The sequence below is a fragment of the Streptomyces sp. NPDC047981 genome (assembly GCF_040653315.1).
Classification (GTDB): Bacteria; Actinomycetota; Actinomycetes; order Streptomycetales; family Streptomycetaceae; genus Streptomyces.
Genome location: NZ_JBEZNQ010000026.1, coordinates 1 through 13,119, shown reverse-complemented (window position 1 = coordinate 13,119; position 13,119 = coordinate 1). Strand labels below are relative to the sequence as shown.

Annotated in this window: 14 protein-coding genes; 10 read left to right on the top strand and 4 right to left on the bottom strand. The window is 70.7% G+C overall.

Features of this window, described 5'->3' with window-relative positions:
* Nucleotides 1–6 precede the first annotated feature (6 nt).
* Both AB0E14_RS17405 and AB0E14_RS17400 read left to right on the top strand, forming a co-directional pair.
* Nucleotides 7–252: an exodeoxyribonuclease VII small subunit gene (locus tag AB0E14_RS17405; RefSeq protein WP_362417992.1), complete on the top strand. Its 246-nt coding sequence runs from the start codon at nt 7–9 to the stop codon at nt 250–252.
* Nucleotides 253–603: 351 nt separating this feature from the next.
* Nucleotides 604–1,194: a malonic semialdehyde reductase gene (locus AB0E14_RS17400; RefSeq protein WP_362417989.1), complete on the top strand. Its 591-nt coding sequence runs from the start codon at nt 604–606 to the stop codon at nt 1,192–1,194.
* Nucleotides 1,195–1,291: 97 nt separating this feature from the next.
* Here AB0E14_RS17400 and AB0E14_RS17395 read toward each other — a convergent pair whose 3' ends face one another.
* A complete protein-coding gene (locus AB0E14_RS17395; RefSeq protein WP_362417986.1) occupies nt 1,292–1,825 on the bottom strand; it encodes a DUF4245 domain-containing protein in 534 nt (177 codons plus the stop codon).
* A gap of 118 nt (nt 1,826–1,943) precedes the next feature.
* On the opposite strand from AB0E14_RS17395, the gene glpX reads away from it, so the two are divergent.
* Nucleotides 1,944–2,975 (top strand): class II fructose-bisphosphatase, encoded by a 1,032-nt coding sequence (gene glpX, locus AB0E14_RS17390; RefSeq protein ID WP_362417982.1) that lies wholly within the window; start codon nt 1,944–1,946, stop codon nt 2,973–2,975.
* Between the two features lie 134 nt (nt 2,976–3,109).
* Here the strand turns inward: glpX and AB0E14_RS17385 are convergent, their stop codons facing one another.
* Nucleotides 3,110–3,481, bottom strand: a complete 372-nt coding sequence (locus tag AB0E14_RS17385; protein ID WP_362417979.1) for a WhiB family transcriptional regulator — start codon at nt 3,479–3,481, stop codon at nt 3,110–3,112.
* Between the two features lie 134 nt (nt 3,482–3,615).
* Nucleotides 3,616–4,329, bottom strand: a complete 714-nt coding sequence (locus tag AB0E14_RS17380) for a DUF1707 domain-containing protein (RefSeq protein WP_362417976.1) — start codon at nt 4,327–4,329, stop codon at nt 3,616–3,618.
* A 101-nt stretch (nt 4,330–4,430) separates the two neighbouring features.
* On the opposite strand from AB0E14_RS17380, the gene AB0E14_RS17375 reads away from it, so the two are divergent.
* From AB0E14_RS17375 to AB0E14_RS17355, 5 genes are all read left to right on the top strand, one after another.
* Nucleotides 4,431–4,796: a DUF1304 domain-containing protein gene (locus tag AB0E14_RS17375; protein ID WP_362417973.1), complete on the top strand. Its 366-nt coding sequence runs from the start codon at nt 4,431–4,433 to the stop codon at nt 4,794–4,796.
* Nucleotides 4,797–4,888: 92 nt separating this feature from the next.
* Complete coding sequence (locus AB0E14_RS17370; RefSeq protein ID WP_362418194.1) at nt 4,889–5,407, top strand: TetR family transcriptional regulator; 519 nt, start codon at nt 4,889–4,891, stop codon at nt 5,405–5,407.
* A gap of 270 nt (nt 5,408–5,677) precedes the next feature.
* Nucleotides 5,678–7,348 carry a fumarate hydratase gene (locus AB0E14_RS17365; protein ID WP_362417970.1) on the top strand — a complete coding sequence of 557 codons (1,671 nt, stop codon included), beginning with the start codon at nt 5,678–5,680 and terminating at the stop codon, nt 7,346–7,348.
* 172 nt (nt 7,349–7,520) lie between these two features.
* Entirely contained in the window at nt 7,521–8,162 is a 642-nt protein-coding gene (locus tag AB0E14_RS17360; RefSeq protein ID WP_362417967.1) for an HAD family acid phosphatase, read from the top strand.
* 43 nt (nt 8,163–8,205) lie between these two features.
* The gene (locus tag AB0E14_RS17355) at nt 8,206–8,844 is read left to right on the top strand and encodes a lipoprotein (RefSeq protein ID WP_362417964.1); all 639 of its coding nucleotides are present in this window, start codon (nt 8,206–8,208) and stop codon (nt 8,842–8,844) included.
* An 87-nt stretch (nt 8,845–8,931) separates the two neighbouring features.
* On the opposite strand, the gene AB0E14_RS17350 is transcribed toward AB0E14_RS17355, so the two are convergent.
* Nucleotides 8,932–10,458, bottom strand: coding sequence for a ricin-type beta-trefoil lectin domain protein (locus AB0E14_RS17350; RefSeq protein ID WP_362417961.1), 1,527 nt, complete (start codon nt 10,456–10,458; stop codon nt 8,932–8,934).
* Between the two features lie 105 nt (nt 10,459–10,563).
* Here AB0E14_RS17350 and AB0E14_RS17345 point away from each other — a divergent pair, with 105 nt between their 5' ends.
* Together AB0E14_RS17345 and AB0E14_RS17340 are read left to right on the top strand one after the other, a co-directional pair.
* Nucleotides 10,564–11,967 (top strand): class II fumarate hydratase, encoded by a 1,404-nt coding sequence (locus AB0E14_RS17345; protein WP_362417958.1) that lies wholly within the window; start codon nt 10,564–10,566, stop codon nt 11,965–11,967.
* 44 nt (nt 11,968–12,011) lie between these two features.
* Nucleotides 12,012–12,677, top strand: coding sequence for a DUF402 domain-containing protein (locus tag AB0E14_RS17340; protein WP_362417955.1), 666 nt, complete (start codon nt 12,012–12,014; stop codon nt 12,675–12,677).
* Nucleotides 12,678–13,119: the final 442 nt, after the last annotated feature.

Here is a 13,119-nt window from a genome sequence, read left to right as displayed (position 1 = left end):
GATCGCATGGCAGCCACCACGGAAGAGGCGCTCGGATACGAGCAGGCACGCGACGAGTTGATCGAGGTCGTTCGGCGTCTGGAGACGGGCGGGACGACCCTGGAGGAGTCGCTCGCACTCTGGGAGCGTGGGGAGGAATTGGCCAAGGTCTGCCGGCGTTGGCTGGAGGGCGCGCGAGCCCGCCTCGACGCCGCGACGTCCTCCTCCGCGGAGGGCCCCGACGGCGAGGAGACCGCCGCCGAGGACGACTAGGACGACACCGGGACGACACCAGGACGCCCCCGGGCGTCCCTGCTCGCCCGTGGTCATCCCTGGACGCCCCTGCTCGTCCCTGGGTCGCCCCTGCTCGTCCCTGGGTCGTCCCTGGGTCGTCCCTGGGTCGTCCCTGGGTCGTCCATGGTCGCCCCCAGGCGCCCCTGGGCGTCCCCAGGCGTCCTTGCGCGTCCCCTCCTCAGGCCTCCCCTGTACCGGCGGGCATCGGGTCCCGTACGATGATCCTGTGAACCGGATCACTATCCACTTGGATTAGTTGAAACTTCACCAAACACCGTCGTACGGTGAGGGCATCGCTTGAAACCCCCTGCAGTCCGGAAGGTTCGCAGCATGTCCCTCGCTCTTGACCCCACCGCCCAGGACCTCCTCTTCCGTGAGGCCCGCACCGCCAACACCTTCACCGACGAGCCGGTGACCGACGAGCAGGTCCAGGCGATCTACGACCTGGTCAAGTACGGGCCGACCGCCTTCAACCAGACCCCGCTGCGCATCACGCTGGTCCGCTCCCCCGAGGCCCGCGAGCGCCTGGTGAAGCACATGGCCGAGGGCAACCAGGCGAAGACCGCCTCCGCCCCGCTGGTCGCGATACTCTCCGCCGACAACGAGTTCCACGAGGAGCTCCCGAGCCTGCTGCCGCACTTCCCGCAGGCCAAGGACATGTTCTTCGCCGAGCGCCCGGCCCGTGAGGGTTCGGCCCTGCTCAACGCCGCCCTCCAGGCCGCGTACTTCATCGTCGGCGTCCGCGCCGCCGGCCTGGCCGCCGGCCCGATGACCGGTCTCGACTTCGCCGGCCTCCAGAAGGAGTTCCTGGACGACGACCACACCCCGCTGATGGTCGTCAACATCGGCAAGCCGGGCGAGGACGCCTGGTTCCCGCGCTCCCCGCGCCTCGCGTACGAGGACGTCGTCACCACCGTCTGAGCCGCGCCCCACGCACGCACGGGAAAGCCCCCGGACTCCTCCTGGAGTCCGGGGGCTTTCCCCTGCCCGCATTCTCGATGTGCGCTCTCTGCGCCTTCTACGCCTTCTTCGACTGCAGCGCGCCCGCCATCTCGGCCAGCCGCTCGAACGAGGCCGTCCCCGTCACGACCGTCGTCGCGCCGCCGTCCGTGCGCACCAGGGCGTCGTACTTCTCGCCCTCCCAGCGCTGCCAGACCTGACCCGCGACCGTCTGGGTCTTCCCGGTGTCCTTGGCCTGCTGAGTGACCTTGGGCACGAACTTCTCCGGCTCCGCCGTCGACTGGTGGAGCGCCACGTACTGGGTGTCTGGGTCGAGGAAGCCTAGCTGCCAGGCGTCGCTCTGCTCGCGCTTGTACGAGACGACGGTCGCCTTCCAGCCCTCCCCGAGACCCTCGGGGGCCAGCACCGGATAGGGCGCCACCCGCTGTGCCGTCACCAGCTCGACCCGGTAGTCCTTGGCCTTCACCGGATCGGCGTTCTCGTCGTGCGGGATGAAGAGATACATCACGCCCGCGGCGACCAAGATCACCCCGAGCGACTGGAACATCCCGCGTACCGTCTGCCTGCCTCGCATACCTGCCACGCCCACCATGGTCGCATCATGGTGTTGTGCTCATACGTGGGCCCCTCTGCTCAATTTGTCGACGTACCGATAGAGTCGCAGCACCCTCTTATATTCCGGCCGTCGCCGTACAGAAAGGTGCGCTCCGATGACCGAGCATTCCCTGCCGTCCGAGCTCGAAGTCTCCCCCGAGGCCCCCGATCGCAACCTCGCCCTCGAGCTGGTCCGTGTCACCGAGGCAGCCGCCATGGCCGCCGGCCGCTGGGTGGGCCGCGGCGACAAGATCGGCGCGGACGGTGCAGCGGTGAACGCGATGCGGACGCTGATCTCCACCGTCTCGATGAACGGCGTCGTCGTCATCGGCGAGGGCGAGAAGGACGAAGCGCCCATGCTCTTCAACGGGGAGCGGGTCGGCGACGGCACCGGCGCCGAGGTGGACATCGCGGTCGACCCGATCGACGGCACCACGCTGAACGCCAAGGGCATGCCCAACGCGATCGCCGTGCTCGCCGCCGCCGACCGCGGCACCATGTTCGACCCGTCCGCGGTCTTCTACATGGACAAGCTGGTCACCGGCCCCGAGGCCGCCGACTTCGTCGACATCAACGCGCCCGTCTCGGTCAACATCCGCCGGGTCGCCAAGGCCAAGAACATGTCCCCCGAGGACGTCACGGTCGTCATCCTGGACCGCCCCCGCCACGAGGGCATCGTCAAGGAGATCCGCGAGACCGGCGCCCGGATCAAGTTCATCACCGACGGCGACGTCGCCGGTTCGATCATGGCCGTCCGCGAGGGCACGGGCGTGGACCTGCTCCTCGGCATCGGCGGCACGCCCGAGGGCATCATCTCGGCCTGCGCCATAAAGTGCCTCGGCGGTGTCATCCAGGGCAAGCTGTGGCCGAAGGACGACGCCGAGCGCCAGAAGGCGATCGACGCGGGCCACGACCTGGACCGGGTCCTCTCCACGAACGACCTGGTCAGCGGCGAGAACGTGTTCTTCGTCGCGACCGGCATCACGGACGGCGAGCTGCTGCGCGGTGTCCGCTACCGCTCGGAGACCGCCACCACGTCGTCGCTGGTGATGCGCTCGAAGTCCGGCACGATCCGGCAGATCGACTCCGAGCACCGGCTGTCGAAGCTGCGCGCCTACAGCAAGATCGACTTCGACCGGGCGAAGTAGACGTCACGGCGGAAACGCCGTCCCCGGACGGAGCTGCGGAGCAGCCGTCGTACGGAACGGAGAAGGGGCGCCCCCCTGTGCGGTGGGGGCGCCCCTTCTCCGTACGGCCGACGTCGCAACCGCCGCTCGGGCGGTCAGCCGGCCGCGGCGATCCGCTCCGCGGCCGCGGCCTTCTTGAGTTCCACCTCGCGGCGGCGGCGCCGGGCGAGCACGACGCGGCGCTCGGCCGCGGTGAGCCCGCCCCACACGCCGTACGGCTCGGGCTGAAGCAGCGCGTGCTCCCGGCAGTCGACCATCACGGGACAGCGGGCGCAGACCCGCTTGGCGGCCTCCTCGCGCGCGAGCCGCGAGGCGGTCGGCTCCTTGGAGGGGGCGAAGAACAGTCCGGCTTCGTCCCGGCGGCACACCGCCTCCGTGTGCCAGGGGCCGGCCTCGTCCTCCCGGGCGGGGGCACGCTGAGGCGGAACGGCGGCGACCTGGAGGGGCTGATGCGGCAGTGGCAGCACGGTCTACTCCTGACGACGGCTTCGCGAGCGAGAGACGATGCAGCAGCCCTACCCGCTGTGCGCGCGCCTATGCACTGGGTGCCGCCGAGTTCCGGAGTGCGGACTCGCAGGGGCGGAATCCGGTCACTCCGGCATCAGTGGCCGAGGTGCTTGCGCAGCTTGTCCTGGACCACGTTCTGCAGGTCGGTGATCCACTTGCCGCGCTTGGGCCTGGCCTCGACGTTGCCGAAGACCGAGTAGCCGTTGATCACGACGACGGGGGCCTGCGGGTCGGCGGCCTCCAGTGTCACGACCTCGAAGTTGCCGAAGATCCCCGTGCCGTTGCCGCGCAGGCTGATGTTCTCCGGGACGCGGACCTCCACGTTGCCGAAGATCGAGGTGGCGTTGATGGTGGTCAGCCGCTGGGCGAAGAGCGCCTCGGTCAGGTCGATCTCGATGTTGCCGAAGAGCGCGAAGGCGTTCGTCCTGCGGCCCACCCGCCAGCGGCCCTTGCGGGTGGAGCTGGAGAAGACGGCGATCATGCTGTCGGCCGGGGCCGCGTCGTCGTCGGGGCCGTACGCGTAGGCCGGCTCGGACTCCGGGCGGGGACCGCGCCCGGCGGGCAGGTCCCTGACGATCGGCTCCAGCTCGCCCACGGTCTTGGCGCGATAGACCGCGTCGATCCGCTCGGAGTGCTCCTCGGCATCGATCCGCCCCTCGGCCATCGCGTCCCTGAGGATGTCCGCGATCCGGTCCCGGTCGGCGTCAGAGGCCCGCAGCGAGTCCCCCGGAGCCGCGGCGGGAACGGCCGGAGCGGGGGCCGGCTCGGCGGGAGCGACCGGCTTCTGAGGCTGCTTTTCGAGGTCCACGACGCCAGCCTAGCGAAACGCGATAGATCGCGACTAGGGGGCACGACCGACGGGCGTGACTCCAGGCCAGTCACAGACACCTGTCCATGTATTCTGGACAGGTGTCCACAACTCTTGCGAACGTCGCCGTCGCCCTCGTCGCCGCCCTGCACGTCTACATCCTGATCCTGGAGATGTTCCTCTGGGAGCGCCGCCCCGGGCGCGAACTCTCCGGCTTCGACGCCGACTTGGCGCGCCGGACCGCGCCTCTCGCCGCCAACCAGGGGCTGTACAACGGCTTCCTTGCCGCCGGTCTGGTCTGGGGACTGATCGCCGCCGATCCGACCGGGTACCGGGTCCAGGTCTTCTTCCTCTCCTGCGTCGTGATCGCGGGGGTCTACGGCGGGCTCACCGCCAACCGCCGGATCCTGCCCGCCCAGGCCCTTCCCGGGGCCGTCGCCCTTGCCGCCGTACTGTGGGCGGGGTGACCAGCCCGACCAGCCCGGACCCGCGCACGACCGCGTCGCGCACGACCGACCCCCGCGCCACCGACCCCCGCGCCGCCCGCACCCGCGCCAGGCTGCGCGCCGCGCTCCTGGAGGAGTGCGCCGAGCGCCCCCTCGACGAGGTCGGTGTCGCCGCGCTCGTCCGCCGGGCCGGGATCGGCCGGGCCACGTTCTACCTGCACTACGCCGACCTCCAGGCCCTCGCCGTGGACGCCTGCGCCGATGTCGTACGGGACGCGGTCGAGGCCCTGCACGCCTGGCGGGGCACACCCGATCCGGCCGCCCCGCCCCCCGCCCTGCCCGCCTTCTTCGCCCAGGTCGCCCCGCACGCGCCGCTCTACCGCGGCCTCCTGCGCCCCGGCGGAGGCGGTCCGCTCGGCGAGCTGCTCCACCGCGAGCTGCGCGCGTACAGCGCCCGCGAGCGCGAGCTGGCCGGGGCGCCCGAGCCGGGCCTCGTCGCCTCCGCGGTGGCGGCCGCCTTCGCCGGGCTGCTCGCGGACTGGCTGCACGGCCTGATCGAGGCCACCCCGGAGCAGATCGCGGGCCGCACATGGCGGCTCCTGATCGCCCTGCACCGCACACCGCTGGCCTGACATCCCGCGCCGCACACCGCTGGCCTGAACCGGCCCCTCCGCCGAGCACCTCCGGCCCGAACCGCCCCTCCGCCGAGCACCTCCGCTCGAACCGACCCCTCCGCCGAGCACCTCAGGCCCGAACCGGCCGCTCCACTCCACTTCGGCGCGATCCAGCCCCCTAGTGAGCCTTACCTCACAGGATCGGCGCCCCGCCCCCGTTCTACGCTGGAGGAGGCGCCGCCAATGGAGGTGGCGCCGCCGTCTGCCGAGTGAGGAATGGCTGCCGTCATGCCAGAGTTTTCGTACTCCGATCTGCTCCCCCTGGGAGAGGACACCACGCCCTACCGCCTGGTGACCGCCGAAGGTGTCTCCACCTTCGAGGCCGACGGCCGTACGTTCCTCAAGGTCGAGCCGGAGGCGCTGCGCACCCTCGCCGCCGAGGCGATCAAGGACATCCAGCACTTCCTGCGCCCGGCCCACCTGGCCCAGCTGCGCCGGATCATCGACGACCCGGAGGCGTCGAGCAACGACAAGTTCGTCGCGCTCGACCTGCTCAAGAACGCGAACATCGCCGCCGCGGGCGTCCTGCCGATGTGCCAGGACACCGGCACCGCGATCGTCATGGGCAAGCGCGGCCAGAACGTGCTGACCCCGGGCCGCGACGAGGAGGCCCTGTCGAAGGGCATCTACGACGCGTACACCCAGCTCAACCTGCGGTACTCGCAGATGGCCCCGGTCACCATGTGGGAGGAGAAGAACACCGGCTCGAACCTGCCCGCGCAGATCGAGCTGTACGCGACGGACGGCGGCGCGTACAAGTTCCTCTTCATGGCCAAGGGCGGCGGCTCCGCCAACAAGTCCTTCCTCTACCAGGAGACGAAGGCCGTGCTCAACGAGGCGAGCATGATGAAGTTCCTGGAGGAGAAGATCCGCTCGCTCGGCACGGCCGCCTGCCCGCCATACCACCTGGCGATCGTCGTCGGCGGCACCTCCGCCGAGTTCGCGCTGAAGACCGCGAAGTACGCCTCCGCGCACTACCTGGACGAGCTGCCCACCGAGGGCTCGGCCGAGACCGGCCACGGCTTCCGCGACAAGGAGCTGGAGGAGAAGGTCTTCGAGCTGACGCAGAAGATCGGCATCGGCGCGCAGTTCGGCGGCAAGTACTTCTGCCACGACGTGCGTGTCGTCCGGCTGCCGCGCCACGGCGCCTCGCTGCCCGTCGCGATCGCCGTGTCCTGCTCGGCCGACCGCCAGGCCGTCGCGAAGATCACCGCCGAGGGCGTCTTCCTGGAGCAGCTGGAGACCGACCCGGCGCGGTTCCTGCCGGAGACCGAGGACTCCCACCTGGAGGAGTCGGGCGACGTCGTGAAGATCGACCTGAACCAGCCGATGGACGACATCCTCGCCGAGCTGACGAAGTACCCGGTGAAGACCCGGCTCTCGCTCACCGGCCCGCTGGTCGTGGCCCGCGACATCGCGCACGCCAAGATCAAGGAGCGCCTGGACGCGGGCGAGGAGATGCCGCAGTACCTGAAGGACCACCCGGTGTACTACGCCGGCCCGGCGAAGACCCCCGAGGGCTACGCCTCCGGCTCCTTCGGCCCGACGACGGCCGGCCGGATGGACTCCTACGTCGAGCAGTTCCAGGCGGCGGGCGGCTCCAAGGTCATGCTGGCCAAGGGCAACCGCTCGAAGCAGGTCACGGACGCGTGCGGCAGCCACGGCGGCTTCTACCTGGGCTCGATCGGCGGCCCGGCGGCGCGCCTCGCGCAGGACTGCATCAAGAAGGTCGAGGTCGTCGAGTACGAGGAGCTCGGCATGGAGGCGGTCTGGAAGATCGAGGTCGAGGACTTCCCGGCGTTCATCGTCGTGGACGACAAGGGCAACGACTTCTTCCAGAACCCGGCCCCCGAGCCGACGTTCACGCACATCCCCGTGCGCGGGCCCGGCCTCGGCTGACCTGCCGGCCCGGCCTTCCGCTTCGACGCCCCTCGGTCCCTCCGGACCGAGGGGCGTTGTCGATCTCCGCTCAGAAACTCGCTACCAACCGGTAGCTTTCCCGACGCCTACTGGTCAGTATTGGCCGCGAGCATGTCAACCACTGAGCCGGTCGACCACTCGGGAGCCCCCCATGCCCTCCACCCCCCTCGTCAGGCGCGCCGCCGCCGGAACCACGGCCACCCTCGCCCTGACCACGCTGCTCGTCGTCGTGCCCGCGCCCGCCGCCTCCGCGGCCGACCCGGACACCCACTCGACGTCGGCCGCCGCCTTCGACGACGTCGACTACACGACCTGGCGGCGTGACGTCGCGGCCGTCGTCGCGCAGGCGCGCCCGTACATCGAGGAGCGCTCCGAGAACGCCGGCCGCGAGAAGCAGGCGATCGTCCTCGACATCGACAACTCCTCGCTGGAGACGGACTTCCACCCCTTCTGGGAGCTGCCGACGCCGGCCATCGCCGATGTGCGCGACCTCGTCGAGGACGCGCACGAGCGTGGTGTCGCGGTCTTCTTCGTCACCGCCCGGCCCGGCATCATCTACTCGCTCACGCACTGGAACCTGAAGCAGGCCGGCTACCCGGTCGACGGTCTCTACGTGCGCTCCCTGCCCGACCTGTTCCACGAGGTCAGCGCGTACAAGACGGAGAAGCGCGCGGAGATCGAGGCCAAGGGCTACACGATCATCGCGAACATCGGCAACAACACCACCGACATCGTCGGCGGTCACGCCGAGCGCGCCTTCAAGCTGCCGGACTACGGCGGCAAGCTCTCCTGACCGGACGCCGGGAGGGCGACGGCCCCCGGATAGTCTCGCGCGCATGAGACATCCGATACCGGTACGGACACGGGTCCTCGTCCCGGCGATCGCCGCCCTCGCGGCCGCCGGGACGCTGACCGGCTGCCTGAGCACCGAGCCGAAGCCCGACCATGCCCTGCCGGCCCCGACGTCCCCCACCGCCGCCACCGAGGCGGCCGCCGGGTCCCTCGGGGCGCCCGGGAGCGCCTGCGCGCTGCCGGTCTCCTTCGGCCTGGCGGCCGACTGGAAGCCGCAGGCCGTGAAGGCCGGCGACGACGAGGTGTTCGCCGCCCTCGGCAAGCAGGGGCCCGCCACCATGGTCTGCGAGGTCGACGCGAAGCCGGCCGGCAACATCGGCTATCTGCGGGTGTGGACGGCCGGCGACTCCCCGGCCCGTACCGCCCTCGAAGGGTTCGTGAAGGCGGCGGAGGGCACCTCGAAGGTCACGTACAAGGAGACGAGGGCCGGCGCGCTGCCGGCCGTCGAGGTGACCTACACGGTCTACAACAAGCTGATGGAGGAGTCGAAGGAGGAGCGGGCCTTCGCCGTCGCCGCCCCGAAGGGGACGGTGATCGTCCATCTCGGCGGCCTCGACTCCCAGGAGCACCGCGAGATGCTCCCGGCGCTCGAACTGGCCCGCACCACGCTGAAGCCCCTCTAGGCGCCTGGATCAAGACTCCGCGACGCATGACCGTGGCCCCCGTCCCGCACCGGACGGGGGCCACGGGTTCATGGCGGGCCCTGGCGGCTAGGCGAACTTCTGGTTCGCCGAGCCGTCGCAGTTCTGCAGCCGCAGCGGCTGCTTCGCCGCCGCCTGCGTCAGGCAGAGCCCGGTGGCGGCCGCCGGCCGGATCGTGGCCCCGTCGCGGACGAACTTCTGGTTCGCGGCGCCCGAGCAGTTCCAGACGATGAGTGCCTCGCCCGCGCGGTAGCGGGCGCCGGGGACGTCCAGGCAGCGGTCCTGGGTCAGTTCGGTGTGGACGGTCTGCCGCGCGGCGTCGTACCACCAGCCCTGGTTGCGCCCGCCGTGGCAGTCCCAGCCGAGGACGGCGGTGCCGTTGGCGCTGGAGGAGGCGTTCACGTCCACGCAGTTGCCGGTGGCCTCGTTCTTCAGCGGCCGGTAGACGTCGTCCCAGGCGTACGGGAAGAGGGTCGGTGTCCCGCTGGAGTTGACGTCCGCGCAACTGGCCTCACGCAGGCCCGAGTTGTAGATCTGGGTGAGGCAGGACGCGAAGGCGCGGTGGCCGCTCGCGTTCGGGTGGAAGGACTGCCGGACCGAGTTCTCGTCCGGGGTGCCGGGCTTGGAGAGGTCGATGTACAGGCCCCGGGCCCAGGTGTCCTCCATGCAGACCTCGTGGCCGTGGAAGAGCCGGGAGTTGTCCAGGTAGACCGCCCCGGTGTTCGCGGCGGCCCTGCGCATGCCGCGCTCGAAGGCGGGGACGGCGGTGTTGCGGCCCCACACGGTGTCGGAGTCGTAGCCGAGGCCGCCGCAGATGAGCTTGCCGGGGAAGTTCGGGTTGTCCTTGAAGTCGGGGCCGATGGGGCTCGGGTAGCCCATGACGACGAGCTTGTAGTCGCCGTCGGCGTATCCGGCGTCGCGCATCACGGACTTCAGGTCGCGGACGGTCTGCTCGACCTTGGGGACCAGGCCGTCGACGCGGGCCTGCCAGCCGGCGGCGTACTTCGGCTCGCAGGGGCCCTGCAGGGTCAGGTACCGGGTGACGCAGTCGGTCATGACCGGGCCGAACTGGAGGTCGTCGTTGGCCCCGGCGACGAGCAGGACCATCTTGATGCGCGTGTTGCGGGCCTTGATGGCCAGGTTGTCGCTCTGGACCAGCTCGTCGGCGTACTGCTTCGAGCCACCGATCCGGATGTTGCCGGTGTAGCCGCCGGAACAGGACACGTTGAACGTGAGGTCGGCGGCGATCCCGGTGCGGTGGATGGCCGCGTCGGGCGAGCGGTGGCACCAGTTCGTCGGGCCGTTGGTGGGCGGCTCGTAGGTGCCGACGCCCTCGCCGGAGATCTCGCTGTCGCCGAGCGAGATCAGGCCGCTCTTGCGCTGCGCGAGCGGGCGCTCCTCCGGGCTGCCGTAGATCTTCGTGGCCTCGGCGGCCCGGATCGCTTCGAGCTCGGGCGGGAGCGGTACCGCCGCGACGGTACGGGGGGTGACCTCGGCCGCGCCGGCGGGGGCGACGGCCGTCATGGTCCCGAAGGCCGCGGCGGCCGCGGCCGTGGCCGCGATCGCCCAACGGAGTCTGTACCTGGTGCGCCTCATTGCGCCTCCTGGAAGTGGGGTTACCCACGGTTTTTACTGGCCGGTAAGCGCAATGGGAATAGCCAGAACAAGACAAGTGCTCACCTTTGTATGGAGGTTGATGTCATGAGCGACGACACGAGCGAGTACCGGATCGAGCACGACTCGATGGGCGAGGTGCGGGTTCCGGCCCACGCCAAGTGGCGGGCCCAGACCCAGCGGGCCCTGGAGAACTTCCCCGTCTCGGGGCAGCGCCTGGAGAGCGCGCACATCGCGGCCCTGGCCCGGATCAAGGCGGCCGCCGCCAAGGTCAACGCCTCGCTCGGGGTGATCGACCAGGACCTGGCGGACGCCATCGTGTCCGCCGCCGCCGAGGTCGCGGCCGGCGACTGGGACGCCCACTTCCCGGTCGACGTCTTCCAGACCGGCTCCGGCACCTCCTCGAACATGAACACCAACGAGGTCATCGCCACGCTCGCCGGCGAGCGGCTCCCCGCGGGCCGCGAGGTCCATCCCAACGACCATGTGAACGCCTCGCAGTCGTCCAACGACGTCTTCCCCTCCTCCATCCACATCGCCGCCACGGCCGCCGTGACCGAGGACCTCATCCCGGCGCTCGACCATCTGGCCGCCTCCCTGGAGCGGAAATCGGCCGAATTCGCGGACGTCGTGAAGTCGGGCCGTACGCACCTCATGGACGCCACGCCCGTCACCCTCGGCCAGGAGTTCGGCGGCTACGCGGCCCAGGTCAGGTACGGAATCGAACGGCTGCGGGCCAGCCTCCCCCGGCTCGCCGAACTCCCCCTCGGCGGCACCGCGGTGGGCACCGGCATCAACACGCCGCCCGGTTTCTCCGCCGCCGTCATCGCCGAACTCGTCGCGGCGACCGGACTGCCGCTCACCGAGGCCCGCGACCACTTCGAGGCGCAGGGCGCCCGGGACGGCCTGGTCGAGACGTCCGGCCAGCTCAGGACCATCGCGGTCGGCCTCACGAAGATCTCCAACGACCTGCGCTGGATGGCCAGCGGCCCGCGCACGGGACTCGCCGAGATCAACCTCCCCGACCTCCAGCCCGGTTCGTCGATCATGCCCGGCAAGGTGAATCCGGTCATTCCCGAGGCCGTCCTCATGGTCGCCGCGCAGGTGACCGGAAACGACACCACGGTCGCGGTGGCGGGCGCGGCCGGAAACTTCGAGCTCAACGTGATGCTCCCGGTCATGGCCAAGAACCTGCTGGAATCCGTACGACTCCTGGCCAACGCGGCGCGTCTGCTCGCCGACCGCACGGTCGACGGGATCACCGCGAACGTCGAACGGGCCCGCGAGTACGCCGAGTCCTCGCCGTCCGTCGTCACCCCGCTGAACAGGTACATCGGCTACGAGGAGGCGGCCAAGGTCGCCAAGCGCTCGCTGGCCGAACGCAAGACGATCCGGCAGGTCGTCCTGGAGGGCGGGTACGTCGAACAGGGCGCGCTGACGGTCGAGCAGTTGGACGAGGCGCTCGACGTGCTGCGCATGACTCATCCGTGACCCGGATCGCAGCGGCCGGTGAGGCTCCCCCCTAATATCTGCGCATGACAGGATCGGGTGGTTCACAGCACTGGGCGCCGGGGGATCACATCCTCTGGCGCTACCGCGACAACGGCTCGGGCGACGTGCACATCTGCCGGCCGGTGACCGTCGTGCGCGACACCCCCGAGCTGCTCGCCGTCTGGATGGCGCCGGGCACCGAGTGCGTCAAACCGGTGCTCGCCGACGGCAGGCCCGTGCACCAGGAGCCGCTCGCCACCCGCTACACCGCCCCGCGCACCACGGCCCGCGCCCGCTGGGCGGGCGAGGGCGTCCTGAAGCTGGCCCGGCCCGGCGAGCCCTGGTCGGTCTGGCTGTTCTGGGAGCGCGGCTGGGAGTTCCGCAGCTGGTACGTCAACCTGGAGGAGCCGCGCACCCGGTGGTCCGGCGGCATCGACTCCGAGGACCATTTCCTCGACATCTCCGTCAACCCCGACCGCAGCTGGCTGTGGCGGGACGAGGACGAGTTCGCGCAGGCCCAGCGCGACGGTCTGATGGACGCGGCGCAGGCCGCGCGCGTACGGGCGGCGGGCGACGCGGCCGTCGCGACCCTCCGGGCCTGGGGCGCCCCCTTCCGTGACGGCTGGGAGAACTGGCGGCCCGATCCGGCATGGACCGTGCCCGAGCTGCCCGCCGACTGGGATCGCACTCCGGCGCACACGGCTCCGTGAGACCCTTGATGCGCCCCCGGGGTGCAAACGTAGGATCGTCCTCCGCAAGGCGGTGATCCACCGGACGAGGCGTCAACCACAGAGCACAGCGCAGGACCTGACCGTAAGTCATTCTGAGGGGGAGAGCAGTGCCGGACGTCTGCCCGGGTGTGCCGACCCCTGTCGTAGCCGCTGCTCGCGGGGCATTCACATCCACCGCGCGCCAGGGGTTTAGTCCCCGTGAAGGCGCGGCATCGGCGAGAAGAGCGAGTGCATCGCACCACCGGCCCGGACGGACGGAACCCCACGCGTGACGGAGCATCCCACCTCCCACGAAGGCCGGCAGCCGCTGGCTGCCCGGCCGCATGAGCGCACCCGCCCCCGGCAGCAGGCGGCCGAGGCGCCGGTACCGGCCCAGCCCGGCGCGCCCGACGGCGGTGGCCGTCCCGCGCCCGGGCAGGCC